This is a genomic window from Streptomyces sp. NBC_01618, assembly GCF_045209435.1.
GTDB lineage: Bacteria > Actinomycetota > Actinomycetes > Streptomycetales > Streptomycetaceae > Streptomyces.
On the sequence record NZ_CP109297.1, the window covers coordinates 4,152,928 to 4,178,836 of the forward strand.

Consider the following 25,909-nt stretch of genomic DNA (forward strand, 5'->3'; position numbering starts at 1 on the left):
CGAAGAAGGGGCCGCCCGGCCTACGGCCAAACAGCCCCTCAACAAGATTTTCAGCAGTCTTCTAGGCGGCGTTCCAGCGCCAGGTAGAGGCGGGCCGGCAGGTCCGGGTGGGCGCGGCCGTCGCTCGACCAGCAGGGCGGGGCCGCTGGATCGAGTACCAGGCTCACCACTGCTTCGGAGCCGTGCGCCTCGACCCCCGCGCGGTCTCCGATCACGGCGCGTCGACCGTGGGGCGTGGTGACTGGGTGGTGAGCGATCAGCCCGGTCCGGGCGATCAGCCCCGCGTACGGCCCCACCGCCCGGACGGACGTGCGAACCGACCGCAGCCGCAGCCAGTCGAGCACCGCGCGGACCCCCGACAGAGCGAGAAGGGTGTCTCCGAGCTTCCCCTCGAAGGCCACCACGACCTCGCCGCACCCGCTCAGGCGCTGGACGAACTCGGCGGAGGCAGTCAGCGGGAGCGGCGCGCCGATGGGGACGCTGCCACGGTCATACCCGAGCGGGGTGGTGTGGACGGCCCCGGCGGGGACGACCGCGGAGCCGTGGTGGAAACGGATCCTTGGCGGGGCGTCCGAGCTCACGCCGGGCCCTCGATCGTGGTGAGCGAGACCAGCGGCAGCTCCAGCTCGTCGAGCAGGGCGCGGGCTCCGCGCGTGGTGTCCTCCACCAGGCAGGCCGCCGCCAGCGGGACGGCGCCGGCCTCGCGGAGGCGGCGGGTGAGGTCGGCCAGGGTCCGACCGGTGGTGATCTCGTCGTCCACGATGACGATGCGCTGTCCCGGAGCGATGCCGTAGGCGAAGACGTCGGTGCGCATGGCGTGCGGCTCGCTGAAGCGGACCGCGCCGTCCAGGGGGAGGTGCAGCTTCCAGGCGATCTTGTACGGGAGGCGGGCGGCGTCGGCGAGGGAGACGGTGGGCAGGATGCCGCCCGCGTCCAGGCCCAGGAGGAAGTCCACGGAGCCGGCGCCGTCCGGCAGCTGCTCCCGGAGCAGACGCCACAGATCGGCCCCCGTGCTGGCGAGGGTGTCGGGATGCACCGGGCTTTCCAGGCCGTCCAACGAGTGGATGACACGCTCGCGGCGGCTCGTGGCTCCGACGCTGAGCCGTTCGACGATTCGGGCGGAGAAGGGCGGCATGGTGACGGTTTCGGGCATGACGAAGCTCCTGTCGGTGGAGAGGGGAGAAGGAGAGGTGCGTGGTTCAGGCGGCGAGCTGGAGGGCGTACCAGGTGAGGAGCTGGTCGACCGCTGCGGTGATGGGCTTGAGGACGAGCTCGGTGTCACCGTCACGCCAGGCGTTCGCGACCTCGGCCAGAGGAGGGACCGCGAGGGCCGTCAGTCCCGGCATGCGGGAGGCGGCGGCGAGGATCCGGTCAGGGCCGGACTCCCACTGGTTGTGCTCGCGCAGGAGAAGGCGGCAGGCGAGCACGAGGTGCTTGTAGAGCTGCCGCAGGGCGGTCGCCCCCTCCGCAGTACGCAGACGGCGCATGGTGAGCATGACCTGGGGCAGTTCGCGGACTGCGGCGAACGCGAGCTCGTCCCGGCTGATCGTCGGGAGTTCGAGGTCGGATGCCGCATGCAGGACGGGGCTGCCCTGCTGGAGCTGATGAAGGACGAAAGCCAGGCGCGGAGTGAGGCGTCGGGCGGTCAGTTCTCCGGGCGTGACGAGGGTGGGGCCGAGAGAGGCCGCACCGCCGAGGGCCGTCCGGTACTGATCCAGGGCCTCATGGATCCCGCCGATGACCTCGTGCTCGGCGATCACCATGAGGTCCAGGTCGGACCAGTCGGCGATCCAGGTTCCCTCTCCGGGGCTTCCGGTCAGGGCGACGAGCCGGACGCCGGGTCCGTACGCCCGCACCGCGTCGGTGAAGTCGGCCGTCGCCGACGCGACTGCTGCCGGAAGACCGAGCCCGTAAGGGGTGGCCACGCGCAGCGCAGTCGTGGAGGGCGGGGCGGCGATGCGCCGGAGGCGGGCGCGAAGGGCTGCGATGCTGCCGGTGTTGTCGATGACGTGGTCGGCCAGAGCGCCGACCTGGTGGGCACCGCGGCTCATCTTGATCTCGTCCTTCGCGGCGACGGCCTGGGCCGGAGTGCCCGACCGTTCGACGCGTACGGCGAAGGAGGCGTCCAGGTAGACGATCTGGAGCGTGTCGCCCATGAGCTGCTTGAGCTCGGCGATCGAGGCATCGTCGTGGACGGACTCGATGGTGAACAGCTTCGTGTCGACGTGGGCGTCCGCGAAGCGGTTCAGCTCCCCGAGGAGCAGTTCGGCCTGCCGACGGGCCGAGAGTGCGTACGGGTCCGCGAGCCCTTCCCGATGGGCTGCCTGCCGTAACAGGAAGCCGATCTTGAGGCGTTGGGCGCCGCAGGTCCGCTGGACGAACTGTGCGCTGGTGCTCTTCCCGCACTCGCTCAGCCCGCCGAAGGCGAGTACCTGGCGCAGATGCCGACTCGGCTTGATCTCCGCCGGAGCGACGTCCTCCCGCCCGTACAGCTTGAAGCGGGCCGGCACGGGGAGCCGACGACGGCCGGCGACGACATCGGAGACCAGCGCGTCGAGAGCGGCGCACAGCTCTTCACGTTGCCCGTGAAGGGCTGGGACACGTCGCGCGGCCAGCTCATCGCGGCCCGCCGCATGCTCGCTGTGCCAGATCCGCAGCGTCAGCACCGACATGCGGTCCACGACGGAGGCGAGCGTCTCGGTGTGCAGGGGCACGTCGGCACGGCCCGCGTCCGCCAGCGAGCCGAGCACTTCGTCAGCCCGTTCGGCGAGGGCGTTGCGTTCGGCGTTGAGCTGGTCGATCTCTCGCTTGCAGTCGGCGACCTGGGCGGCGGAGAGCAAGGTGCTACGCACCCGGTCCTCGGTGTCCCACAGACGCCCGTTGACGGCGTGGAGCCGGGTGACGGTGTCGTCCAGGCGGTGCCGGTCCTTGTCCTGGAGGGTGGCCATGGCGCGGGCGAGCCCCGGAGGCAGCACCAGGGGCGGGGAGTTCTGAGTCATCGGGGACTCCCGTCGGTGAGTGGAGCGAGGTCAAGGTGATCGAGTACGGCGCTGTGCACGTCGTCCAAGGAGCGGTTCTCGCAGTCCACGACGGCGGCGTACGTGCCGTGGCCGGCCTGGTGAAGCAGAACGGCGTGCAGTGTCTTCTGATAGGCCGGGTAGATCCCGGTCCACGGGCGGCCCTCGCGGGCGCTGGTGATGGCGTAACTACGCTCGGCGTCGAGGGATGAGAGCAGCAGCACCGAGGACTCCGATGCGGTGGCGCGCGAACCGGCGATGTCCGTCACGGTCTTGAACGCCTCGTCTACCGTCAGCCCGTCCTTGACCACGCATGTCGCGGTGGCCACAGCGAGGAGCATGGGCAGGCCACGGTCCAGCAGTCCCGTACGACCGGGCTCGCGTGCGGCGGCCCGCTTGGCGTGACCGACGAGCAACATCTCCGTCAGCTCGACCGTCGTGGACGTCTCGAACCACCACCGGGCGTAGTCGCCGGCCGCTACCCGCGCCCACGGCTCGGGGTCGTGCTCGTGGACAGCCCCCAGCGGCTGAAAGACGTGACGGCGCGCGGCCAGCCGATCGAGGTGGGTCGTCTTGCCGACGTTGTCAGGGCCGTTGAGGCTGACGAAGGCCGGTAACCGCTCCATCGCTCATGCCTCGCGGATCGGTGTGTCGAGGACGGAGGTGATCGCGTCGGTGTTCGTGGCGATGAACTCAGCCAACTCCGGTGGCATCAGGTTCAGCTCACGGACGGCCTGGGCGGTGAAGGGCACCCGGACCACCTCGTACCCGCCCCGCTCCGGCTTGTCGAACTCGGTGCCCGTCCGTGCGGCCAGGTCCATCGACTCCAGGCGCGCCGCGAAGATGTGCTGGACTCCGACGCCTCCCTCCAGCGCGTCGGTGATGAGGTGCACGAGCTCGGCGCGCTCCAGCTTGCCGCCCAGCTCCTCGAACACCTCCCGGTGCAGCGCCGCCTCGATGGTCGCGTCCTCTTCCTCGACGCCTCCGCCGACCGACACCCAGTACGGCTCCCTGCCGGGCTTGGTGCGCTTGATGAGGACCAGTTCGTCGCCGTCGAGAAGGATGGCGCGGGCGTTGCGCTTGACGATGTCGGTCATGCCGTTTGCTCCTTGGGTGTGTAACCGGAGAGAACGGGCGGAGGGGCGCTTTTTGGCTGTGGCCACTTTCCCCGGTTCGTGAATACAGCATGGTGCAAACTGATCGCTGAGTGTGACGCACGGGTGCTGCAGCAATGCCGCAGTTATGCCGAACAGGACTGCTCGCACAGGGCGTTTCGGCGTTTCACCAGGTGACGGACGGGGGGTACGACGGTGGTGACTGTGCAGAGATGGTCCGGCCGCGAAGCACGGCTGCTGCGCGAAGCCCTTCGCATGAGCCTGCGTGACTTCGCCGCCTACCTCGGGGTCAGTGACCGGACCGTGTCGAACTGGGAGGGTGGCGGTGCGGGTTACCAGCCGCGTGCTGAGTCCCAGGCTGTGCTCGACACCGCACTTGACCGCGCATCGAACGAAGCGCAGGCGCGCTTCGCGGCGGCACTGGGAACGAACGGCGCTGCGCCGCCCGTGACAGGCCGAATCGAAGTCGACTCCCACAAGTTCCTGCCAGTTTTCATCGGCGTCGAGCGCGCCGGCCGCCTCCGCGCACACATGAGACCGAGCGCTCACGACGAGTGGCTGGAGTCCTCCTCGGCCCGCGTCGACCACCCCGAAGCGCAGCAGTGCGTCCTTCACGTCTTCACGTGCGGGGTGGCCGTCTTCCACCTCGTTCAGCCGCACCAGCCCGCCGCGCTCACCGACCTTGCGGTCTGGCGGTACCGCTCCTACGCCTCCGACCTACCCTGGGTACGAGACAAGCTCCGCGACCTCCTGGACGAGGAACCCGCCCGCGTTCCCAACCCCGAGTACGTCCTCTCCCTCTACTGGCTCACCTCGGGCCCCTGGTCCGGCGACGCCCACGACACCGCCCTGCGCCTGCTGTCCACGCCCTCTGTCTTGGTCGACCGCGGCGCCCCGGGCGGGCCCGCTCCTCTGGGCGGTGCGGTCGAGGAGTCTCTCCTCGCCACCGGCTTCGACCACCCCGACATCGTGTCCTTCGGCGTACGGGGTGTGTCCACCGCCTACGCGGGCTGGTCCGGCGTCGCCTACGCGTCCCACTCCCGCGAGCGCAGCCTCACGATCGACGAGTTGGTCACCTGCGAACTGACCGTCCAAGCCCTCTGGTGTTTCACCCGCCAGGTGCAGCAGATGATCGAGGACGGCCAGGACCCCTTCATGCCCGAGCAGTACGGCTGGCGCTTCCTGCGTGCCGCCTCCTCCCGGCTCACCACCGCCCGAGCCCAGGAGACCGCTCAACACGTTCTGATGCGGGAGGCCATCATGAAGACCAGCGGGCTGGCCGAACGGCTGCGCGCCGCGCAGGACGCTCTGCGAGAGGGCGTCGGGTGAGAACACAGGGCAGGAGAAGCAACGGATGGACATCGGCAGCGCCGCGCTTGTCGTGATCGACATGCAGAACGGCTTCGTGAACGAGCGCAGCCGCCACGTCGTGCCCGCGGTCTCCGATCTTGTCGCCCAGTGGGCCGGCGCTGGCCGGCCCGTGATCTTCACCCGGTACTTCAACTACCCGGACAGCCCGTACGAGCGCTTCTTCCAGTGGCGCCGCCTCCAAGAACCACCGGAGACCGACATCGTCCCCGAACTCGCGGAGGCGGCAGCCCGCGCGCACGCGGTCGTCGACAAGACCGGCTACACACTCTTCACCCCCCAGGCAGCCGAACTGGTCCGCGGGGGTGGCTGGACCGACCTCGTCTTCTGCGGGATCGCTACCGAGAGCTGCGTCCTGAAGTCCGCGGCCGACGCCTTCGAACATAGCTACGCCCCCTGGATCGTCACCGACGCCTGCGCCAGCGACGCCGGCCCTGACGTGCACGACGCCGGACTCGTCGTCGCCCGCCGCCTGATCGGAACCGGCCAACTTGTCACCACGGACCACGTGGTCTGCCAACTCACCGCGTGCGCCGGGGCCCCGGTGCTGGAATAGCCCCATGGGCGACACGCTGTACGACACCGACCTCATCATCATCGGCGGCGGACCCGCCGGGTGCGCTGCCGCACGTATGGCCGCCAGCGTCGGCATGCGCTCGGTTCTGGTCGAGCCGGACCGGCTGTGCCGGAACCTGTACCGGATCCCGGCCCTGAACAACGTCCTCGGCGGCTACACCGGCGGCCCCGAGCTGGCCGACGCCATCGTTGCCGAGCTGAAGAACACGGAGCTGTGCCGCCTCGCACTCGGTAGGTACGTCACCGAGCTTCGCGCCGACGGCGACCAGGTGACCGTCACGTTGGACACGGGCGCTTCCCTCACCGCCCCGTACGCCATCGTCGCCACGGGCGTCGGCCCTCTCCAACCCGGCGACGCGACCTGGATCACCGCCCCCGTCGGCCTGACCCTGCCTGCGCTCTGGCGGGCCGACGCCGACGACGCCCAAGGCCGGACCCTCCTCGTCCTCGGCGGCGACCGTCCGATCGGCACCTTCCTGCGCGCCCACCCGACCACCGACACGCGCCTCCTCGTGGCGTACCCGGCGGCGGACGCGTACAAGATCGACGAGATTCGCGAGGACCCACGGGTCACGCTCCTCCCCGTCGATCACTTGGCGCTGCACGGTGGGGAAGGTACCCAGCTGTCGGCCGAGGCAGTGGGAAGGGACGGTATCCACCGGACGATCACGGCGGACGCGGCCTTCCTCAGCCTGGGAAGCGCCCCCGCGGCCCCACCCGGAGACCTGATCCGTGGCACGGACGGATACTGCCCGCCCACCGACCAGCACCCCCGCGTCATCGTGGCCGGCGACCTCCGCTCCGCCCGCTTCCAACGGATCATGACCGCCCTGGGCTCCGGCAGCGAGGCAGCGCTGCACGCGTACTACGCGGCCAGGGACTTGCCCATCAAGGGGTGAGGTCACGGTGTTGCGCGTCAAGGGATGGCTCTTGGAAGGGGACCCCCTGTGACCAGTAAGGCAGAAGTGGCGGTCGCTGCTGCCATCGTCGCTCGGGACGCGCGCGTTCTGCTCGTACAACGACGCGTGACGGAAGGTGCCCTCTCATGGCAGTTCCCGGCGGGAAAGATCGAACCCGGCGAAACGCCCGAAGAAGCCGCCGTACGTGAGACCCAAGAAGAAACCGGACTACGGGTGGTTCCACAGAAGTCACTGGGACGCAGAGTGCACCCTCTGACGGGCCGGGAGATCCACTACATCGCATGTCGGCCCGTCGGGGGCGAGGCGGCTGTTGCGAGCGCTGGTGAAGTGGCCGACACGGTCTGGGCCACGCTCGGTGAGATTCCTCAGTACGTGCCGTACGGGCTGTTCGAGCCGGTGCAGCGCTACCTCGACGCTGCCCTGCTGGCGTGAGCCCTGCCGAGCCTGCTCTCTTGAAACGCCACGAGTGTGCGGCTGGTGCGGCAGGGCTGGAACGTGCGGTCAGCGCCGCCGTGGGGAGCCATTCAGAGGCATGACTTCGCTCCGGGGTACTGGCTCCGGTAGGGCGACCGGGCGCTTCCCAAGACTGGGCGGGACCTGGAGGTGCCGGGGGTCGGCAGGAAGGCCGGCTGAACGGCGTAGCCGCCACACGAGTACGTCACTCATGTGCGCCACCGTGCCCAGTTCCCTACGGGCCGCTGCCTCGGTGAGCAGAGCAGTGGGGTCGTGCCCGGCTGCCTGGACTTCGTCGAGAGTGGCGACGAGGGCGTGCCAGCCGGGTTCGGCGAGGATCCGGCCAGCCAGTTCGGGCAGGGCTTGCCGTACGAAGGCGGCATGGCGGTGTTGCCGGTAGGGAGCCATGCGCACGCCTCGCTGGTGAAGAGCCGCTATCGGGCGCTCGGCGGCGGTCCGGTAAGCCAGGCGGAGATGTTCAGCAGCCCGGTGCGCGGCTTCGGCCTGCTGGGCATGCTGCTTCCCGGCGTGCCAGTGAGCGACGGCAGAGACCAGAAAGATGAGCATGTCGATGGCCATCGCGGTGGCGGCGCCGTCCTCGCCTCGGCCGAAGGCCGGGCCACTCTGCACGAGGTTACGGGCGGCTCGGCGCAGGGCGTGGTCGTGGCCGCGTGAGGCACGTACGTGAGAGCGGGAAGCGCGCTCGAACGCGGCTGCTGCGGCTTGGAGTTCGTGGCGGGTGTGGGCCGCAGACGTCTGGGCGAGGGCGTCGAGCACTTCCCCGGTGGCGGCGATTTGCGCGGCGACGACGCCGTTCTCGCCGTGGTCGACGACGAACAGGGCCTGCCAGGCGGCGCTGGTGACGCGACGACGTGCGGACGCAGGTCCGGTCACCGGCGGCAGGGCCGGCTGCTGGGCGGGGCGGTCAGGGTTCCCGTTCCAGCGTTCGCGGATACGGGGCAGGGAAAGATCCGGGGCGAGCTTGGAGCCGGAGTAGAAGACTGGCTGGCCCTTGGCGTTGCGGTCGCCGGGGAGGGCGACGGTGTAGCCGAGGGTGTCGCCCGACGGTGCGACACGGCGTCGCACGAGCAGGCCGGCCCCGGCGAGGCGATCGAAGAACTCCTCCTCGCTTCCGGCACCGGCCACCGAGCGCCGGACCGCCTCCCGCAGTTCCTCGCGCGGGGTGCGCTGCCGACCTCGGCGTTCGGCCTTATGGAGTTCGGCGCTGGTGGGCCGCTTGGCGGCGGTGCCATCGCCCGGCGTGACCCGGCGCAAGCTGTAGTCCGCTTCGATGAGGCGGGCCTCGGCCTGAGCGCGGCGGGCTTCGTTGTGCAGGCGGGGCCGTCGGCCGTCATCGCGGACCAGGGTGGCGATGATGTGGATGTGGTCGTCGGCGTGCCGGACGGCCGCCCACCGGCAGGCGGCGTCGTCGCCCTCGGGGTCGATGCCGGTGGCGGCGACCATGCGGCGGGCGATGGCTGCCCAGGCGTCGTCGGGCAGAACCGGGTCTTCAGGGCTGGCGCGTATGGACAGGTGCCACACGTGCTTGTCAGGGCGTCGGCCGGCGGGCAGGGCGTTGACGGGCTGGTCGAGCAGCCGCTGCAGCTGCCCGTAGGTGGCCTGCGGATCGCGGCCCGGGTCGGGCATGAGCGGGTCGAAGGCCGCCACGAGGTGCGGGTCGGTGTGCTCCTCGTGGGTGCCGGGGCCGTACAGGTACCGGATGAGGCCGACCGTCGCGCTGCCGCGTTTATGGATTCGAGGGATCATGCCGGGCAGCCACCGTCCCGGTGGGCGAGCAGGGTGTCGGCGGCGTCCTCCATCCGGCGGGCAGCGTTCAGGACGGCCTGAGCGGCGGCGTCGAGGTGGGGTGCGTCGGCGCCGGAGTTGAGCGCCTTGGCGACCTGATTGAACAGGCCATGAATCCGACCCAGGTGCCGGCGGGCGGCGAACACCTCATCAAGGACTTCCCGCTCGCTGGCGATCTCGGCTGCAGTGCGGGTCAGGTCGCGGGCGGCCTTGTCGACGGCGTAGGCGAGGAAGGCGGCGTTCGTCATTTGGCACTGAGCGGCTGCGTCGGTGAAGCGCTGGTACTCGGCGTCGTTCATGCGGCAGCTGGGCTGGTGCAGGCGCTTGCGGGGCTTCGGCTGACGGGCGCGCTGACGCCGCCGCGACAGGGATTCGGCCTGCCGTCCCGCTCCTGGCTGCGGTCCGCCCTCGGTCGCAGCCTGCCGGTCCGGCGCCCCCTGGCGCAGGATCGGGCCCGCCACCCCTGGGGCGGGAATTCCGGGAGCATTGCTCCCGGGACAACTTGCTCCGCCTGCTGCTGGGGTGGTGGTCGGCTGTTGTTGGAACGCGGCGGGTTCGTGGCGGGGGTCGTGCACGGGATCTCCGTCTCAGGGCATCGCTGGGGTGAGTCGTTGCGGTCTTGGGTCAGGAACTTGCGTGCGCGGCCCCGATCCGGGATTTGAACTCGCGGACGACTCGGCCCACGACGTTGCTGGAGACGCTGTAGCCGGCGTCGCGCACGGCGTCCTCCACGCGGTCGCGTCCGACGCTGCCGGTCTCCTCGTACACGCGGCGGGCGAACGCGAGGATGACTTCGTCGGAAGCGCTGGGCTTGCGCACGGACCGCTTTGGCTTCGGCGTGTGGTGCTTGGGCGATGGGGTGAGTGAGGTGCTGCCTGTGGGCGGCGGAACGGCGTCTTGTGGGCGCGACACCTGGTGCGAGCGGGCGGCCGTTGTCGGGCCGGAGTGGTCGGTGGGATTGGGGCAGGCGCCCGGGTCGGGTTCCCCGTCGACCGGATCTGACGGGTGCGGGCGGGCGTGGTCTTCTGCCCGATCGTCGCGGTCTGCCTGATCGTCGCCGGTCGCTTGCCCGTCGGCTACTGCCCGGGAGGATCCGGGCTGCGCAGTGGGCAGGTCGAAGGGTTGCCCGACGGGCAGGCCCCAGCGCTCGGGCAGATCGACGGTGGCCAGGGCGGCTGCTTGACGGCGGGTGGCCAGCTGGCGCAGCAGCTGTTGGTTCCGGAACGGGTCGGCATCGATGCCGGAGCGGGCGAGAGCCTTGGCTAGCCGACGTATGGTGCGGCGGCCCGCCCGTTCGGTCCGCTGTCCGGGAGTCATCTCGGCGAGGCGAGTAGCCAGGGCGACGGCCCGCTGCGTGGCCCTGTCACGGATGATCTCGGCCGCGCCCTGGTCCTGCTCGAAGACCCCCAGCCGGGCGAGCAGCCGCTCGCGGGCCTGCCGAGTGAGTGCAGCGCCGAGCCCACGGGAGGCGGCGTCGGGGGTGCGCTGGCGGAGCTCGATGCCCATGGCCAGGTGCCACAGCACGGCCGCCATCACCGGGCCGGTGAAGGCACGTACGGTGCCGCCGACCGGGCCGGACTCAGCGTAGGCGGGAATGGTCTGCATGGCAGTGATCACCCAGACCAGGACTCCGGGCAGGCCAGCCGTCTGCCTTGGACCATGGAGGTTCTGCCGGGCCATCAGCGCCATCGAGAACAGGGCGAGTTCTGCGGCGGAGAACATCGTGGTGCGCTCGGCGGTGTTGCGCATGTCGAGGTAGTGGGCGGCGAACCGCCAGCTGGTGTCCGCGCTGTAGGCGGTGCACACGAGCGCCGCCACGGTGGCGGTGACGACGGCAGCCGAGGGTCGCCACTTCCGATCATGGGGGAGGCGTTGGCTGCGTCGGGCCCTCAGGCACGCGAGCAGTGCACCGGCGGCAACCGCCAGGACGGCGGCGGGCAGGAGCGGGCTGTCGGCGTACGGGAGTGATGCTGTGGCGAGTGTTTCGGGCATGACGGGCGGCATACGCGGATCTACTCCGGGGGAAGGACAGGGAGACGACCACGGCGTTCACGGAGGGGGCGTACACGCGGGCCCCCTTCTAAAGGGGGGCCCGCGCGTGATCGCTTAGGCGCGTGTACGGCATGTACGGTCGCGTGATCGCTCTACCTGCGGTTTTGCGGTGAGCGTGTGGGCTGTGAGCGGTCCACGAGGGTGTGCGGACGCGGAGGCCGCGTGTACGGTCGCGTGAACGCTTCGAGGGGGTCGGCGAGCAGGTCAGCCGACGGCGGTGAGGTGGCGGGCGGAGGCGTAGTAGCGGGCCTGCTGGCCGCCTCCGGCCCCTCCGGCGATGCCGTCGGTCTTGGTGGCCAGGCCGCTGTCGACGAGGCGGCCGAGGTGGCGTCGGGCCTTCTCGATGTCGGCCCGGTCGGGGTCACCTCCGCCGATGAGGACGGTGGCCAGGTCGCGTGCGGTCAGCCCGTTGAGGGCGTTGCGCAGCAGGATGGCGGGGTCCTTGGTGGTGCCGCGCACGTGGTCGTGCGTGACGTCCAGGGGGCCGACCTCGCCGGTAGGGGTCTTGAGGTGGTGCAGTGTGACCGCGGGGTCGCCGGCCCGGCCGCTCACGAACAGGACGCTGCCCGCGCCGGCGGTGATCCAGGTGGAGCCGTAGACCTGGTCCAGGCTGGGGCGTTGCCCGCGTGGTGCGTCCGCGGTTGCCTTGCGCTGGTGATGCAGTTCCAGGATCTCCACGCCGTTGCGCAGGGTGCGCATGCGGGCATTGTGGAAGGCGACCGCGAGGCTGTCGTCGACCATCGTGCTGACCGCGTCCTTGAGGCTGTCGATCACGATCGTGTCGGCCTGATGGGCGGCGGCGAGATCGGCGAGGAGGTCGGGCTCCTTGTCGAGGGTCGCGGGCAGCGGGCCCTCCCAGACCACGAGCCGCTCGCGCAGGATCTTCTCGTCGGTGGAGAAGACGCGGCGGGCCATGGCCTTGGCGATCTGCTTGGGGCGATCCATCGCCAGGTAGAGCACGCGTCGGCTTGGGGCGACGGGCATCTCCAGGACGGTCTCCTGGAGACCGAGGCGGGCGAAGATCACTTGATGGGCCAGTGTGGTCTTGCCGACGCCCGGAGAGCCGACGATCATCAGGCTCTCGCCCGGTGCCCAGACGGTCTTCTCACGCGTGCCCCACAAGGGCTCGGCGTCCGCCCCGCTCTCTTTGACGAATGACCACCCGTCGGTGGCGAAGCGGGACAACCGTCCTTGCCCCGAGGCGAGCGCACGCTCACGCTCTGCGCGCACTTCCGCTTCGACTTCGCTGCGGATCGCCTCGGGATCGGCACCGGGTTCCCGGGCCCGCTGGAGGGTTTGTATCGCCGAGGTCACCAGGCGGCGAAGGTCGGCTTTCGAGCGGACGATCTCCGCGTGGTACTCGGCGCTGCTGGTGCCGTAGGGAGCGTTGGCGAGCTGAGACAGGTAGGTGTGGCCACCCACGCGCTGTAGGTCCCCTTGCTGCTGGAGCAGCTCGGTGAGGACGATCGGGTCCGTGGGTTTGTCCTCGCGGTGCTGAGTGAGGAGCGCGCGCCAGATGGTCTCGTGCGCGGGCCGGTAGAAGGCGTCGTCGCCGAGGATGGGCCTGACCGCGGCGATGACGCCGGGTTCGTGCATGCAGGCGCCGAGGACTGCGCACTCGGCGTCCAGGTTGAACGGATGCTCCGTCGGGGCGGAGCCTTCGTCGAAGCGGGATGGCGTCTGGGAGGGCAGGGTCGTACCCTGGTTCACGGAGCTCCTCACCCGGCAGGCCACATGGGGCGGCAACCCCGGCCTCCGGTTTCGATCGTTCAGGGATGGATGGTTGTGCGGTGGAGCCTCTACTTCGGCCCCGGTGTTCGTAGCACCGGGGCCGCCTGCGTGTGCGGTTCCGTCCGTCGCTGTACGGCGGACCACGACCATAGCCGAGATTTTCGGCAACGCAATGCCTTGCATTTCAATCCGCAATGATGTTTGGTTGTGGATGCTGGATCGACTGGATCTGTCGGCGTGTGAAGGGAGGCGTGAGTGAGCGGTGAGGAAGGCGCGGAGCGCGCCGGCCCAGGTCGACCGGTGCCGGAAGATCACGTCGCCGCACGCGTCAAGCTGGAACGTGAGGTCCGCGGTTGGAGCACGGTGAAGCTCGCCGAGGAGATGGCCGCTGTCGGCCATCCGATCAACCAGTCCGCGATCTGGCGCATCGAGAGTGGTAAGCCCCGTCGCAGGGTGAACCTCGACGAGGCGCTCGGCTTCTGCAAGGTTTTCGACCTCACCATGCAGGACCTGACCGGACCGCCGGACGAGCTGGCCACCCCCCGCATCCGCCAGCTCGTACACGAGTACGTCCAGATGACGCTGGAGTACCGCCAACTGCGAGCGGCGATCGACCGGAACCAGATGCACCTGCACGAGATCGACGTCGAACTCAACGCCTACGGTGACAAGGGTCCTGAGCAGAGAGGGCAGGTCGACGAACTGCTCCGGCTCGAAGAGCGGACCCAGCGCAGAAATCTGCACCCGTCCCGGGCGCACCTGAGAAATCAGAACCAGCCACCCGTCGGCGAGTAGCCGACCACTGTCCTTTCTGCGGCGCTACGAACGCCGAAAAGCCCCACGTACGGCGACTGCCATCGCCGACGATCATCCACCGCCCCATCCATCCCTGAACGACGCCACCGGCCAGGCCGACGGGAGTTGCCGCTCCCGCGACGCCGCGGGCCGGCGCAAGGAGCACTCCCATGCCGCAGCCCGTCCTGCCCGTTTCCCAGATAGCCCAGCTTCTGGATGTCCCCGAAGACGCCCTGCGCACGCTGATGGCCGAGCGCCGCCCCACGGGGGACACGACCCTTGTCGCTCTCACCGTCACCGAGGCAGCCCGTCGAATCGGCATCGGCCGCACCAAGCTCTACGAGTACGTCTCCTCCGGCGAGATCGCCTCCGTCAAGATCGGGAGTTTGCGCCGCATCCCAGCGGAGGCGGTGAACGACTTCCTGGCCTGCCGCCTGTCGGCGACCGACTTCGGAGCCGCCGCGTGACTCGCGCCTCCGCACCGAAGTCCCGCCAGCCCAATGGCGGCTCCTCGATCTTCAAAGGCAAGGACGGTCGATGGCACGGCTACGTCACCGTCGGGGTCAAGGACGACGGCACCCCTGATCGGCGCCACGTCAGCCGCAAGACCCGCCCCGATGTCACCAAGGTCGTCCGGGAGATGGAACGGCAGCGCGACAAGGGCGCCGTCCGCAAGGTCGGCCAGAGCTGGACGCTGGAGACGTGGCTGACGCACTGGGTGGAGGACATCGCCGCCGCGCATGTCTCGGAGAACACCATCGACGGCTACCGCGTCGCGGTGAGGCACCACCTCATCCCCGGCCTCGGCGCCCACCGCCTGGAGAAGCTCCAGCCCGAGCACCTGGAGCGCTTCTACAAGAAAATGCAGGATTCCGGCAGCGCGGCCGGAACCGCCCATCAGGTACACCGCACCGTACGCACCGCCCTCAACGAAGCGGTGCGCCGCGCCCACCTCACCGTCAACCCAGCGACGATCGCCAAGGCCCCGCGCCTGGAAGAGGAGGAGGTCGAGCCGTACACGATCGAGGAGGTTCAGCGCCTCCTCGCCGAAGCGGGCAAGCGCCGCAACACCGCCCGCTGGGTCATCGCGCTCGCACTCGGCCTGCGCCAGGGTGAGGTCCTCGGCATGCAGTGGGACGACGTCGACTTCGACCTCGGCGTTATCCGCGTACGGCGCGGCCGGCTGCGGCCCCGCTACAAGCACGGCTGCGGAGACCGCTGCGGACGCAAGCCCGGCTTCTGCCCCAAGAAGATCAACACCCGCCGTGAGACGAAGAACGCCAAGTCCCGCGCCGGCCAGCGGCCCATCGGTGCCCCCGACGAGCTCCTCCAGCTCCTGCGCCAGCACAAGGAGGGCCAGGCCCGGGAGCGAGCCCATGCCCGCGACCTGTGGACGGAGAAGGGGTACGTGTTCACCTCGCCCACCGGCGAGCCTTTGAACCCGAACACGGACTACCACAAGTGGAAGGAGCTATTGAGGGCCGCCGGCGTCCGCGACGCCCGCCTCCACGACGCCCGCCACACCGCGGCGACCGTCCTGCTCATCCTCGGCGTCCCCGACGCGGTCGTCGACGCCATCATGGGCTGGGAGCCCGGCAAGTCCGCCCGGATGCGCCGCCGCTACCAGCACCTGACCAGCCGCGTCCTCAAGGACACCGCCGCCAAGGTCGGCGGCCTCCTGTGGGGCACGGACGAGACGGCGGGAGATGTTGAGCCGGTAGTCGGCCAGAGCCCCGTCCCCACCGAGCTGGTGGTACACGTCGCACGCCTCGGCGAGCGGCGCGTGCCCTTCCTCCGCCGCGAACACGCCGACGAAGTCGTCGCACGCTGGAGCGAGGACTGGCCCGATCATCCAGCCGAGGTCGAGGAGTGGGATCGCTGGCGCTGGGAACGCCAGGGCCCTGGTGGTGCGAGCGCCATCCGCGACAGCGTGCCGGAACGGGCCGTGGTCTTCCACGCCCGAGCTCTGTTCCTCCCCGGCGGTGACCGTGCCGCGACCGGACTCCCCGAGCAGTGGTCGGTGCCGGCCTGGGACTTCGAGACCGACCGCTACACCGACCGCGCCTCGGCTTGGCGCACAGCCCGGCGTCCCGGCACAGGCCAGGAGGTCGAGGCCCAGGTGCGAGGCACGGACAAGGTTGCCGTGGAGGCGGCCTTCGCCGAGGCGTGTGCACAGGCTGTGGACCGCGCTCAGAACCCAGGAAGTACGGCGACACCGACGAGTGGTGATGTAGGAGAACTCAATGCAGGGCCCGTGAGGGTGCCGGATTTCCGTCCGGCACCCTCCGTAAGGGGAGATCAGTTCCCAGGGCGCCACGTGACTTCGCGGGCCGCCGCCCCTCGTGAGGAGAGCCACCGTCCGTGATGGCACAGCGACGTTGGAGACCACCCCTACGGCGCGGCCAAGGTATCCGGGCGGCGGAGCACCGCCGAGATCCCGCGGAAGCCTGCAGCGAACCCACTCTCATGTCGGCAAGCGCCGCCAACCCGCAGGGCACCGTCGTCGGAACCCTGCGCGACTCGTGCATGCTCGTCGTCCACGATCAGTTCGGCGAGGACTTGATCATTCAAACGGTCGCCTCGGGCTCCGGAAACGGCGGTTTCGTCCTGGCAGCGGTCCGCCACGTGTCGCCAGCGGTCGGCGGAATCCGGATCACCGCTCCAGGTCCAGAGACCTGCAGCTGCCCGAGCCACTTGAGCCATGAACTCCGTTCCGCCCATGTGGGCGGAGTGGGCCTGCGCCGAGCCGGGTGACCCAACCCAGGCGTAGTTGCCGATGACTGCTTCGAGCGCTCCGTCCCTTCCGTCGAAGATCAGGAGGCTCGCACCGCTGCCCGTCCGTTCTTTCGCTGGCTTCAGGAGATCCCTACCCAGCCGTTCTGCGGCGTGGTAGCCGATCCGGTGCAGCAGGTCGACGATGTCCTGTGGGTTGGTTCCCTCTTCCGCGTCACCATAGAGGACGTCCACCCGCACCCCGCGCGCCACCGCAGCCTGGATGGCGTCGCCGAGCTTTGACAGGCTCTCCATATTCACCGTGGGTGAGGCGATCAGGACGTGGCTCGCCGCATTGGCCAGTGCCTCGGCGAGCATGAGTTGGTGGGCCTCCTCACCGGATACATACGAGAACAAGGCCGCTTCGGTCGACTGGTCTGCAGGACTGTTGTCGCTGTTGTCGAATGGCTCAGCATCGTAAAGCCATGGGAAAGAGCCACTTGTTTGTGGCGCCGCTGCGGTACCGAGCGCGGCGGCCGGAGGCTTCCGCCCGGGGATGCTCAAAGGTGTCGGCCGGTGCCCGGCGCCGGTGGCCGGCATCCGAGCCTGTACCGGAGGTGCCACCTTAACGGCCGCCTGCGGCGTCGGCTGCACTTCCGGGGCACTTTCCAACTCCTCCTTCCTGGCCTGTGCTACCGCCAGGATCTCGGCAGACAGAGCCTGGTGCCAGCCCCGCGGGAGCCCCGCGATGAACCGATCGACGAGGTCGACGCGCACGGGGAGGAAGCGGTCGACCGTCACGAGCCGGGGCCGTCCGATGCTGCGCACCCACTCGCCGCTATTTCGGGGCAGTAGTTTCTGGATCTGGGACTCGTCCAGGGCGTTGCGCACGATGCGCAGGGGCGTGGACGGGTTGAGGTCCGGCCGTGCCTCCTGCTTCGAGACGGTCAGCACTTCACCTCGCCTGGCCAGCTGTCCCGCCGTGCGATCGAGGACCACGGTGCAGGGCGCGGCAGGGGCCACGACGACCGACGCCGGGTCCTTGCCGGACAAGCACGCCTGCTGCCCTTCGTCGGTGAGGACGAAAGTGGCCTCCCTGCCGCTGGTGACGGCGACCCATCCCGCACCGACCAAGGTCACCACGGCTTCGACCATCAGCCGTTCGTGGACGCGGAAGGTGTCGCACAGAGAGGTCAGGGTCGCGCCCTGGTCGGGCGCGACACCTGCCTGTGCGGCGATCTCCTCTAGAACCCGCCGCTCCAGACGGCTGTAAGGGCGGCCCCGGGCCACGCTGAAGTTGATGCTGAACATGCTCACGGGTACGAGGACAATCACGAGTGCTCCCTGAGGTCAGCCGGGATACGTAGAGCCCTGCCATCCAGGAACCATTCGTCGAGCAGGGTGACGATCTTCTTGAAGGACCAAAGGGGTTGGGACTCGTCTTCGAGGCGTACTGCCTGCACCTGATGGAGGAAGAAGTCCCAGGACCCGACGAGGATCAGCAGGCGCTCCGCTCGCGAGAGGAGCACGTTCATCCGGCCCGGGTCGTCGAGGAATCCCAGGCCGTGACCGATCTCCTTCTCGTTGTTGCGGACCAGGCTGATGGCGACGACGTCCGCCTGGTTGCCCTGGAAGGAGTCGACCGTGTGGGCGGGGAACCGGTTGCTGTTGTCCGCTTCCGCCTTGAGACCCAGCTGGACCTGCAGTCCGGCGGGAAGGGACGTGTCCCGCAACTGCTTGCTGAGCAGGCTCACCTGCCGTGAGTACGGGGCCAGCACCGCGAGCTTGCCCTGACATCCGCCGTCCGGTCCGAGGGTCCGCAGGAAGTTGGCGAGCGCGCGCGCCTCCGACGGATTGGTGTACTTCGACTGGCCGCTGTTCGGACCTACCTCATGGGTGGTGGCATCGTCGCGGCACCACGGCACGTCGAGCCAGACCACGGCACGGTCACGAAGACCGCTCGGGGTGTGGAAACCGTGACGCACCCGCTCGACCGGTTCGCCTTGCTTGTCCAGGGTGCGGTTCATCAACCGCCCCTGGTAGTAAGCCTCGGAGATCAGCTGGCCGATATCCGGGTGCATGCGGTGCTGGCCGATCAACTGCCCTGCGGACGCTCCCTTCGCCTCCATGTCCGTGACGAGAGGGTCCGCACCCGTGGCCACGGCGCAGTACTCGTACAGACGGTGGAAGGTCTTCAGCCACTCCTTCGAGTACTCGCGGAACTCGTCCCGGTCCGGCTGACTGCGGCGCTCCCACGAGTCAAGCCATTCCTGGTCGAGCATGCCGGAAGCCCGCGGCTTGAGGCGGCCGAGGATGTGAGCCACCGGGTCCAGCTTGTCGATCCCCTTGTGGTAGTCCTCGTACCGGTAGGGATCCAGCTGCTTGTGGTCACCAATCAGCAGCCAGCGATGACCTGCCTGCAGTGGCAGTGCGAGGTCGAACGCGTGCGCCTTGCCCGCCTCCTCGACGATCGACCAGTCGAACGCCTGACCAGCGGCGAGGGCGACCAGGTCGCTGGCGCTGGTGGTGCAGTACGTGAGGTTCGCGCCGCGTTTGACCAGCTCGACGAAGTCCGACGAGCGGGGGCCGAGGTCCCCCTGCTCCTGCATCATGTTGATCTCGCTGACCATGGCCTTCGCGTCGTCCAGCCAGGCCAGCTGCACCTCGCTGGGCGAACTCACGGCTTCGAGCTGGGAGATGCTGCGTTGGAGCACCGTCCTGGCCACGCCCTCGACGCCGTCCTCCGGCAGGGTGGTTCCGGCCTTGTGTGGACCCCGCAGCCGGATCTGTAGCGGCCTGTCGTCTTCGGGTACGTCCTGGAACGCCTCGCCCACCTTCGCCCTGAGCACGTCGACAGCTCCGTGGGCCTGGGCCGTAACCAGCACCTGGACGACGGGATCCTCGGTGACGATCTCGCGCAGCAGCCATGCGACGAGGGTGGTCTTGCCCGTGCCGGGCGGCCCTTGCAGCGTGTAGATGGGTCGAACCCGCAGGATGTCCTCGATGCTGGCCCGCTTGGGCTCGTCGACCCGTTCGTGGTCGAGTTCGACGGGAAGTTCGGAGGCACCGGTGTCCATGCGGACGTGGCTCGGGGTGGCCAGCGAACGCAGGAGGTATCCGTGCTGGTCGAGGGCGTCGATGGCCTTCTTGCGGCGCCGGAACAGACTGATCTGTCCGGGCATGCCAGCGCTGCGGAGGAACCCCTCCCTCTCCAGCTTAACCCGCCCCTTGCTCAGGCCCTGGCGGCTGAGCGTGATGCACTCGGTCGCCTGGTCCATGTCGTCGACCTGCCACACGTTGCCGTCGTCGTCGGACTGGGGGTCGCGGGGCGGGAGCTTGAGGCGGGCGCCGTCGCGGGCTCCCGAAAGGATCACCTTGCGGTCGCTGCCCCGTACCTCCTTCTGCAGGAAGTCGATCAGGTCCACGCGGAACGGCTCGAAGATCTCGTGCCCTTCGGGGCGCGCGCGCTCCTTGACCACGGCTCGCTCCACGCCGTCCTCCTGCCACGGGGCGCGGACGACTTCGTACGGGAAGATCTGCGAGTCGAGTAGGAGCAGCTCGATCTGATTGCTCACTCGGACGAACTCGTGGAATCGGCCGAGCTCGCGCGAGACCTGGGCACTGCGATCGATCTTCGGCAGCGCGAGCTCCCACGACGTGGCGTTCTGCGCGATCGTACGATCGCGGGCCACCTCGTCCCTGGCATAGGCGAACACGCGGCCGGGCGGGAGTTCGCGGAAGCTGTCGTCGCCCTCGCTGTAGAGCAGCGGCTGGGCGGACCGGCAGTCCGCGACCTGCCAGCTGGACGCGCCGTCCTTCCCCCGGTGCGGCGTGATCCTCAGGCTGAGCCTACCGCCGACGAGGATGAAGTACGGCCTGTTGGGAACGGCGTACAGAAGGGGCTTCTGCAGGTCCTGGCGGACGAACTCGCATGCCTCCTTCCGGTGGATCGGGTCCCCGGGGATGAAGGTCCCCATTGTGTCGAGGCGCAGGTGGGCGCGCAGTCCGCTGTCCATCAGGTGATCGATGAACTCCGGCCGCCGCAGATCGAGGGCCAGGACGTACTGGGCGTCTTCCTGCTGGGTGCGCAGGGGGTTCGCTAGGGCCCGCGTGATGTCCTGGATCCTGCCGATGATGTCGTACGGCGCGGTCAGGCGCTCCAGCGGGTCTTCGGCGACGAGGTCCAGCAGCAGCTTGCGTTCGGCTTCGGTCAGCTCGGCCTTGGCGGTGTCGATCGACTTGAGCACCCGTGCGTGGCGCTCGGGTGGAGGATTGGTGGTGAAGCGTTCAAGGTCGAGGAGCAGCCGTGCGCACAGGATGCCGAAGGCGAACCAGTCGTCGTCCTGACGCCAGGTAGTCATGCCCCCCGTGGTGCGCTCGGGTGGAACCGGCCAGCCGACAGGGGGCTGGGTCCCCACTGGACGGCCCAGTTTGACGGACCACTCGAAGCCGCCGAGTCGTAGGGACTCGGCACCGAGGTCCTCGTCGAAAAAGAGAGAGTCGAGGTCCACGCCCCGGTGCAGGACCTGTCGCTCGTGTAGCAGGTTCAGCCCTGTGGCGACGCGCCGTAAGCCGTTCCACAACTGTTCGCGTGCGGCTGTCCCGCGATTCGAGAGCCACGGATAACGTGCCCGGCGTCGCAGCGCGGTGGCGACGCGCTCGTAGCCTGGCGCCTCCAAGACCATGACGAAGCAGTGGTGTTCCCGGTCGAGGCCGGCGTCCTTCAGCACAACCAGGGCGTCGTCAGCCCTGGGGCTGCTCGCGATCTTGTACAGGGTGCGCAGTTCGTGGTCCCAAAGGGCGCGCTGCACCCTGTCCGGTTGTTCGCCCTCGTACGTCCACGTCTTGAGCAGGTACGTGTAGCCGTCGCTGAAAGCCTCCCAGACCTGGGATTCGCCATCACCCGGGTGCGGACCCGCAGTGATCTCGTACCTGTTCTGCAGAAGCAACGTCCCGATTGTGGGAGCCGTCATCCATCCACCTTCACGGCCTGGGGAGCGGGTGAGCAGACACTATGTGCGGCCCTACTGGCCGCGCAGATGAAGCGTGATCCTACTCACGCTCACGGGACCACTGAGGCTGGTTTCGGACATGGGCACGCACAACTTGGATGGCATCGGGGGAGGTTGTCACGAAGCGCTTGCCAACTTCTGGGAGTTCGGTGGTCCCTTCGGCCCGCTCGGTTCCCTGCCGGCGATTCGTCAGCGCAGGCCAAATGCTGCCAACCTCCGTTAAAGCGCGCCCTGTTGGAGTATCAGTGGTCCTCCCTATGGTGGGGAGATGGCAAATGGGGTGTGGCACACCGGATATGGCATAGAGATCAATCTGTCCCTGCCCGACCTCGGTCACCCGGACCGTCCCGATCTGCTCCAGGAGATCACCGCCCGCGTCTCCGAGCGCGAGCCGCAGCTGCTCGAATGCCTGGCGCACCACGACAAGCGGGAGTGCCAGTCGGAGTCGGGCGGCAAATCGCCCTGGATGTTCATTCGCCGAGGGCGCGTGGGTGGCCGGCGACCGCTCGTCGCCTCGCACCTGCCGATCACACACAAGGCGACGCCGGCGGAGAGCGCACAGCACAAGGCCACCAAGGAGCGGATCGTCGAGGCCGCCGGACGTTACGGCCTGGACGCCGAGGCCGAGGTTCCCATCGGCAACCGGCGCAGCATTTCGGACGCCGTAGTCGTCGGACCCGGCGGCACGCGGATCGGCTGGGAGATCCAGTACCACCACCTCAGTCCCAGCAGCGTGCACCGGCGCTCGGTGAACGCCGTGGAGCACGGCATCACTCCCCTCTGGGTAGCGAAGGACCGGACGGCCTCCCTGATCGACCGCGCTCCGTGGGCGCGGGTCGACGACATGCCGTGGAAGGACATCGCCGACGGTAAGGAGATGGTGATCCGCGGTGGGTACCGGCACCTCGAAGTCTGGAAGTGCGTACCAAGCAGCGAACGCCACTGCCTCATCAGTGAGGGTGCCGGCCACTGTGGCGCGATTCACGCGGACTGGTTCGTGCCCGCACTGTGCCTCCCGGAGAAGAAGCCGGTCTTCATCGAGGACTTAGTCCTGCAGAGCGCCACTGGTGAGAGCGTCCCGGTCTATGTGCCCAACCGAGGAAGCGGCCGTGCCGGTCGGCATATGTGGGTCTCGGCCGACGACTGCGCGCTGTGGCAGGAGCTCATCGGCGAGAAGACGCCTCTGCCCGCGGCCCCGGCCGAAGAGGAGGACGATGTGATCAGCTTCGCCGAGCAGGAAATCGACCGCGCCTGCCGAGCAGGGGAGGAGGGCTGGTTCGTCAGCGACGGCCGGCCCATCCGTGACCTCGACCAGCCGACCGGTGGCTTCACGCTTCCCCGCATGCCGGTCCAGCGCTCCCGCGACCCGTTGCAGATCACCACCGTGGAACGCGCCGCCGCCTCTGCCGCACTGGGATACCCGCCGTGGGAGCTCGGGCTGTGCGCTGGCTGCGGCCAGATGATGCGGCGCTACGGGCTTAACGCCGCCATGTACTGCAACGTGTGCCGGTCCGTCCTCAACGGGCGATAGCCGGAACTGCAACCAAAACTGCAACCACACACGTCGAAGGGCCCCGCAGCAAGCTGCGGGGCCCTTCGACGTATTGCCCGGTGAGAGCAATGGCGGAGGATACGAGATTCGAACTCGTGAGGGGTTGCCCCCAACACGCTTTCCAAGCGTGCGCCCTAGGCCACTAGGCGAATCCTCCGCGGCAAACAATACAAGACGTTGAGGAGTGCTCGCGAACCCGTTCCCGTCGGGCATCCGCTCGGGCTCGTCCGGGGGGTTCCTGAGGGGGTGGGGGAGTGGACCGGCAGGGGTGGGGATCGGCTAAGGTGGGCATCAGCCCCTCACGTGGCGCTATCTGACTGAACTCCCCCAGGGCCGGAAGGCAGCAAGGGTAGGTCGGCTCTGGCGGGTGCGTGGGGGGCCCTTGTGTTTCCTGGGGTACGGGGCGGTGCTCCGTCCGGTCCGGGGCCGGTTGTCGGTCCTCCCGGATAACCTCGTATGTGTGTCGTCCCTTGCGCTGTACCGCCGCTATCGCCCCGAGTCGTTCGCCGAGGTCATCGGGCAGGAGCATGTCACTGACCCGCTGCAGCAGGCCCTGCGGAACAACCGGGTCAATCACGCGTACCTGTTCAGCGGTCCGCGCGGCTGCGGCAAGACGACCAGCGCGCGCATCCTGGCCCGCTGTCTGAACTGCGAGCAGGGGCCGACGCCCACGCCGTGCGGGGAGTGCCAGTCCTGCCGGGACCTCGCGCGCAACGGGCCGGGATCCATCGATGTGATCGAGATCGACGCCGCATCGCACGGTGGCGTGGACGACGCCCGTGATCTGCGGGAGAAGGCGTTCTTCGGGCCCGCGTCGAGTCGTTACAAGATCTACATCATCGACGAGGCGCACATGGTCACTTCGGCGGGGTTCAACGCCCTGCTGAAGGTGGTCGAGGAGCCGCCGGAGCACCTCAAGTTCATCTTCGCGACCACCGAGCCCGAGAAGGTCATCGGGACGATCCGGTCGCGTACGCACCACTACCCGTTCCGCCTGGTTCCGCCGGGCACGCTGCGCGACTACCTCGCAGAGGTCTGCGCCAATGAGAAGAGCCCCGTCGAGGACGGCGTGCTGCCGCTCGTCGTGCGGGCCGGGGCCGGGTCCGTGCGTGACTCGATGTCGGTGATGGACCAGCTGCTGGCCGGCGCGGGCGACGACGGTGTGACATACGCCATGGCGACCTCGCTGCTCGGTTATACGGACGGCTCGCTGCTCGACTCCATCGTGGACGCCTTCGCGGCGGGTGACGGGGCCGCGGCGTTCGAGGTCGTGGACCGGGTCATCGAGGGCGGCAACGACCCGCGCCGCTTCGTCGCCGACCTCCTGGAGCGGCTGCGTGACCTGGTGATCCTCGCCGCCGTACCGGATGCCGGGGAGAAGGGCCTGATCGACGCCCCCGCCGATGTCGTCGAGCGGATGCAGGCCCAGGCGTCCGTCTTCGGTGCCGCCGAGCTGAGCCGCGCCGCCGACCTGGTCAACGAGGGGCTGACGGAGATGCGCGGGGCGACCTCGCCGCGCCTCCAGGTCGAGCTGATCTGCGCCCGGGTGCTGCTGCCCGCGGCCTTCGACGACGAGCGCTCACTGCAGGCCCGGCTCGACCGGCTGGAGCGCGGCGCGTCCTTCGCGACCACGGGACCGGGGCCCGCCATGGGGTACGTACCGGGGCCGGAAATCCTGGCCCATGCCCCCGCCCCCGTCGCCCCGGCCGTGCAGCCCGGCGCCGGACCCGCTGCCACGCGAGCGGCGGTACGGGGGGAGGCGCCCGCCCCCACGGCACCGCCCGCACCCGTCGCGCCCCCGGCACCCCCGGCACCCGTGCAGGAGCCTGCCGCACCTGCCGCTCCCGCCGCTCCGCAGCCGCCCGCCGAGGCCCCGGCCGCGGCTTCCGCGGGCGGGCAGCGTCCCGGTGCCTGGCCCACCGCCGCCGCGCCGGATTCCGGCCGCCGCCCCGGTGGCTGGCCGACCGCTTCCGCCCCCGGCCAGCCGCCGGTCCCGCAGGCCGCGCAGGCCCCCGCTCCGGTACAGGCGCCGCCCGCGGCACCGAGCCCCGCCACCGCGCCTTCGGGAACCGGAATGACGCAGGGCGCCGGCCAGGTACGGAACATGTGGCCGGACATCCTGGAGGCCGTGAAGAACCGCCGCCGGTTCACCTGGATCCTGCTCAGCCAGAACGCCCAGGTCACCGGCTTCGACGGCGCCACCCTCCAGATCGGCTTCCTGAACGCGGGCGCGCGCGACAATTTCGCGAGCAGCGGCAGTGAGGACGTGTTGAAGCAGGCCCTCGCCGAGCGGTTCAACGCCCAGTGGAAGATCGAGGCGATCGTCGACCCGTCGGGCGGCGCGGGCACACCCCCGCAGACCGGTGGTGGCCGCCCCTCCGCCGCCGCCCCTCCGCAGCCGCAGCGTCCGGCCCCCGCGCCCCAGCAGAATTACGAACCCCGGCCCGCCCCCGCGCAGCACCAGCACCAGCACCAGCAGCCGAGCGCCGCACCCGCCGCCGAGCCCGCACCGCAGTCGTACTCCGCGCCCGAGCCCCCGCGTTCCGTCGCTCCCGAGGACGACACCCCGGAGGCCGACGATCCGGACCTCGTCGACTCGGCGCTCTCCGGACACGACCTCATCGTCCGCGAGCTGGGCGCCACGGTCGTGGAGGAGTTCACCAACGAGTAGCAGCGCATGAACGACTGAATGAATGGCGGGGTGCGTTCCTGGCTGTCCGGGTCGCCCGGCCGATGTGCCCGGAAGTGTCCACGGATCGGCCGTACGTCAAGGCCGCCGCGCCCCGGCGGCTAGGCTGCA

Annotated in this window: 19 protein-coding genes, 1 tRNA gene, 1 other RNA gene and 1 pseudogene; 10 read left to right on the forward strand and 12 right to left on the reverse strand. The window is 69.4% G+C overall.

Annotation, left to right across the window (positions count from 1 at the left end; all coding sequences use genetic code 11):
* Positions 1–50: 50 nt before the first annotated feature.
* The 5 genes from OH735_RS19395 to OH735_RS19415 are packed head-to-tail and all read right to left on the reverse strand — an operon-like array spanning position 51 to position 4,114.
* Complete coding sequence (locus tag OH735_RS19395) at positions 51–581, reverse strand: hypothetical protein (protein WP_406382784.1); 531 nt, start codon at positions 579–581, stop codon at positions 51–53.
* A complete protein-coding gene (locus OH735_RS19400) occupies positions 578–1,153 on the reverse strand; it encodes a phosphoribosyltransferase family protein (RefSeq protein ID WP_406382785.1) in 576 nt (191 codons plus the stop codon). The genes OH735_RS19395 and OH735_RS19400 overlap by 4 nt, the downstream gene beginning before the upstream one ends.
* A 46-nt stretch (positions 1,154–1,199) precedes the next feature.
* The gene (locus tag OH735_RS19405) at positions 1,200–2,999 is read right to left on the reverse strand and encodes a DUF4254 domain-containing protein (RefSeq protein ID WP_406382786.1); all 1,800 of its coding nucleotides are present in this window, start codon (positions 2,997–2,999) and stop codon (positions 1,200–1,202) included.
* Complete coding sequence (locus OH735_RS19410) at positions 2,996–3,643, reverse strand: hypothetical protein (protein WP_406382787.1); 648 nt, start codon at positions 3,641–3,643, stop codon at positions 2,996–2,998. The genes OH735_RS19405 and OH735_RS19410 overlap by 4 nt, the downstream gene beginning before the upstream one ends.
* Positions 3,644–3,646: 3 nt before the next feature.
* Positions 3,647–4,114 (reverse strand): NUDIX domain-containing protein, encoded by a 468-nt coding sequence (locus OH735_RS19415; protein WP_136206621.1) that lies wholly within the window; start codon positions 4,112–4,114, stop codon positions 3,647–3,649.
* A 213-nt stretch (positions 4,115–4,327) separates the two neighbouring features.
* Between OH735_RS19415 and OH735_RS19420 the strand changes: the two genes are divergently transcribed.
* From OH735_RS19420 to OH735_RS19435, 4 genes are read left to right on the forward strand one after another with little or no spacing between them, the layout of a single operon-like run.
* Positions 4,328–5,461, forward strand: a complete 1,134-nt coding sequence (locus OH735_RS19420; protein ID WP_406382788.1) for a helix-turn-helix domain-containing protein — start codon at positions 4,328–4,330, stop codon at positions 5,459–5,461.
* A gap of 25 nt (positions 5,462–5,486) precedes the next feature.
* On the forward strand, positions 5,487–6,056 hold the full coding sequence (locus OH735_RS19425) for an isochorismatase family cysteine hydrolase (protein ID WP_406382789.1): 570 nt from the start codon (positions 5,487–5,489) through the stop codon (positions 6,054–6,056).
* A 4-nt stretch (positions 6,057–6,060) separates the two neighbouring features.
* Positions 6,061–6,975 (forward strand): FAD-dependent oxidoreductase, encoded by a 915-nt coding sequence (locus OH735_RS19430; RefSeq protein WP_406382790.1) that lies wholly within the window; start codon positions 6,061–6,063, stop codon positions 6,973–6,975.
* A gap of 24 nt (positions 6,976–6,999) precedes the next feature.
* Entirely contained in the window at positions 7,000–7,428 is a 429-nt protein-coding gene (locus OH735_RS19435) for an NUDIX hydrolase (RefSeq protein WP_406382791.1), read from the forward strand.
* A 69-nt stretch (positions 7,429–7,497) separates the two neighbouring features.
* Here the strand turns inward: OH735_RS19435 and OH735_RS19440 are convergent, their stop codons facing one another.
* The 4 genes from OH735_RS19440 to OH735_RS19455 all read right to left on the reverse strand — a co-directional run bounded on the left by OH735_RS19440 (position 7,498) and on the right by OH735_RS19455 (position 13,017).
* Positions 7,498–9,216 (reverse strand): relaxase/mobilization nuclease domain-containing protein, encoded by a 1,719-nt coding sequence (locus OH735_RS19440; protein WP_406382792.1) that lies wholly within the window; start codon positions 9,214–9,216, stop codon positions 7,498–7,500.
* Positions 9,213–9,554, reverse strand: a complete 342-nt coding sequence (locus OH735_RS19445; protein WP_406386644.1) for a plasmid mobilization relaxosome protein MobC — start codon at positions 9,552–9,554, stop codon at positions 9,213–9,215. Before OH735_RS19445 ends, OH735_RS19440 begins: the two co-directional genes overlap by 4 nt.
* A gap of 325 nt (positions 9,555–9,879) precedes the next feature.
* Positions 9,880–11,259, reverse strand: a complete 1,380-nt coding sequence (locus OH735_RS19450; protein WP_406382794.1) for a hypothetical protein — start codon at positions 11,257–11,259, stop codon at positions 9,880–9,882.
* Positions 11,260–11,511: 252 nt separating this feature from the next.
* Positions 11,512–13,017: a DnaB-like helicase N-terminal domain-containing protein gene (locus OH735_RS19455; protein ID WP_406382795.1), complete on the reverse strand. Its 1,506-nt coding sequence runs from the start codon at positions 13,015–13,017 to the stop codon at positions 11,512–11,514.
* A 321-nt stretch (positions 13,018–13,338) separates the two neighbouring features.
* Between OH735_RS19455 and OH735_RS19460 the strand changes: the two genes are divergently transcribed.
* The 3 genes and pseudogenes from OH735_RS19460 to OH735_RS19470 all read left to right on the forward strand — a co-directional run bounded on the left by OH735_RS19460 (position 13,339) and on the right by OH735_RS19470 (position 16,062).
* The gene (locus tag OH735_RS19460; RefSeq protein WP_406386645.1) at positions 13,339–13,833 is read left to right on the forward strand and encodes a helix-turn-helix domain-containing protein; all 495 of its coding nucleotides are present in this window, start codon (positions 13,339–13,341) and stop codon (positions 13,831–13,833) included.
* A 170-nt stretch (positions 13,834–14,003) separates the two neighbouring features.
* Positions 14,004–14,300, forward strand: a complete 297-nt coding sequence (locus tag OH735_RS19465; RefSeq protein ID WP_076967750.1) for a helix-turn-helix domain-containing protein — start codon at positions 14,004–14,006, stop codon at positions 14,298–14,300.
* Positions 14,297–16,062, forward strand: a pseudogene (locus OH735_RS19470) (tyrosine-type recombinase/integrase). The gene OH735_RS19465 and the pseudogene OH735_RS19470 overlap by 4 nt, the downstream one beginning before the upstream one ends.
* Before the next feature lie 162 nt (positions 16,063–16,224).
* On the opposite strand, the gene OH735_RS19475 reads toward OH735_RS19470, so the two are convergent.
* Together OH735_RS19475 and OH735_RS19480 are read right to left on the reverse strand one after the other, a co-directional pair.
* Positions 16,225–17,862: a hypothetical protein gene (locus OH735_RS19475; RefSeq protein WP_406382796.1), complete on the reverse strand. Its 1,638-nt coding sequence runs from the start codon at positions 17,860–17,862 to the stop codon at positions 16,225–16,227.
* A 14-nt stretch (positions 17,863–17,876) separates the two neighbouring features.
* Positions 17,877–21,518, reverse strand: a complete 3,642-nt coding sequence (locus tag OH735_RS19480; protein WP_406382797.1) for an AAA domain-containing protein — start codon at positions 21,516–21,518, stop codon at positions 17,877–17,879.
* 307 nt (positions 21,519–21,825) lie between these two features.
* Here OH735_RS19480 and OH735_RS19485 point away from each other — a divergent pair, with 307 nt between their 5' ends.
* On the forward strand, positions 21,826–23,088 hold the full coding sequence (locus OH735_RS19485) for a hypothetical protein (RefSeq protein ID WP_406382798.1): 1,263 nt from the start codon (positions 21,826–21,828) through the stop codon (positions 23,086–23,088).
* Between the two features lie 90 nt (positions 23,089–23,178).
* Here the strand turns inward: OH735_RS19485 and OH735_RS19490 are convergent.
* Positions 23,179–23,266 (reverse strand) — tRNA-Ser (locus tag OH735_RS19490).
* A 133-nt stretch (positions 23,267–23,399) separates the two neighbouring features.
* On the opposite strand from OH735_RS19490, the gene ffs reads away from it, so the two are divergent.
* An RNA gene (gene ffs, locus OH735_RS19495) (signal recognition particle sRNA small type) lies at positions 23,400–23,496 on the forward strand.
* Positions 23,497–23,569: 73 nt separating this feature from the next.
* A complete protein-coding gene (locus OH735_RS19500) occupies positions 23,570–25,780 on the forward strand; it encodes a DNA polymerase III subunit gamma and tau (protein ID WP_406382799.1) in 2,211 nt (736 codons plus the stop codon).
* Positions 25,781–25,909: the final 129 nt, after the last annotated feature.

What these genes read in the sequence shown, in the direction of transcription:
- OH735_RS19400 (WP_406382785.1), bottom strand. Translation starts at nt 1,153, where the DNA reads ATGCCCGAAACCGTCACCATGCCGCCCTTCTCCGCCCGAATCGTCGAA.
- OH735_RS19405 (WP_406382786.1), bottom strand. Translation starts at nt 2,999, where the DNA reads ATGACTCAGAACTCCCCGCCCCTGGTGCTGCCTCCGGGGCTCGCCCGC.
- OH735_RS19410 (WP_406382787.1), bottom strand. Translation starts at nt 3,643, where the DNA reads ATGGAGCGGTTACCGGCCTTCGTCAGCCTCAACGGCCCTGACAACGTC.
- OH735_RS19415 (WP_136206621.1), bottom strand. Translation starts at nt 4,114, where the DNA reads ATGACCGACATCGTCAAGCGCAACGCCCGCGCCATCCTTCTCGACGGC.
- OH735_RS19425 (WP_406382789.1), top strand. Translation starts at nt 5,487, where the DNA reads ATGGACATCGGCAGCGCCGCGCTTGTCGTGATCGACATGCAGAACGGC.
- OH735_RS19430 (WP_406382790.1), top strand. Translation starts at nt 6,061, where the DNA reads ATGGGCGACACGCTGTACGACACCGACCTCATCATCATCGGCGGCGGA.
- OH735_RS19435 (WP_406382791.1), top strand. Translation starts at nt 7,000, where the DNA reads ATGGCTCTTGGAAGGGGACCCCCTGTGACCAGTAAGGCAGAAGTGGCG.
- OH735_RS19440 (WP_406382792.1), bottom strand. Translation starts at nt 9,216, where the DNA reads ATGATCCCTCGAATCCATAAACGCGGCAGCGCGACGGTCGGCCTCATC.
- OH735_RS19445 (WP_406386644.1), bottom strand. Translation starts at nt 9,554, where the DNA reads ATGAACGACGCCGAGTACCAGCGCTTCACCGACGCAGCCGCTCAGTGC.
- OH735_RS19450 (WP_406382794.1), bottom strand. Translation starts at nt 11,259, where the DNA reads ATGCCGCCCGTCATGCCCGAAACACTCGCCACAGCATCACTCCCGTAC.
- OH735_RS19465 (WP_076967750.1), top strand. Translation starts at nt 14,004, where the DNA reads ATGCCGCAGCCCGTCCTGCCCGTTTCCCAGATAGCCCAGCTTCTGGAT.
- OH735_RS19480 (WP_406382797.1), bottom strand. Translation starts at nt 21,518, where the DNA reads ATGACGGCTCCCACAATCGGGACGTTGCTTCTGCAGAACAGGTACGAG.
- OH735_RS19485 (WP_406382798.1), top strand. Translation starts at nt 21,826, where the DNA reads ATGGCAAATGGGGTGTGGCACACCGGATATGGCATAGAGATCAATCTG.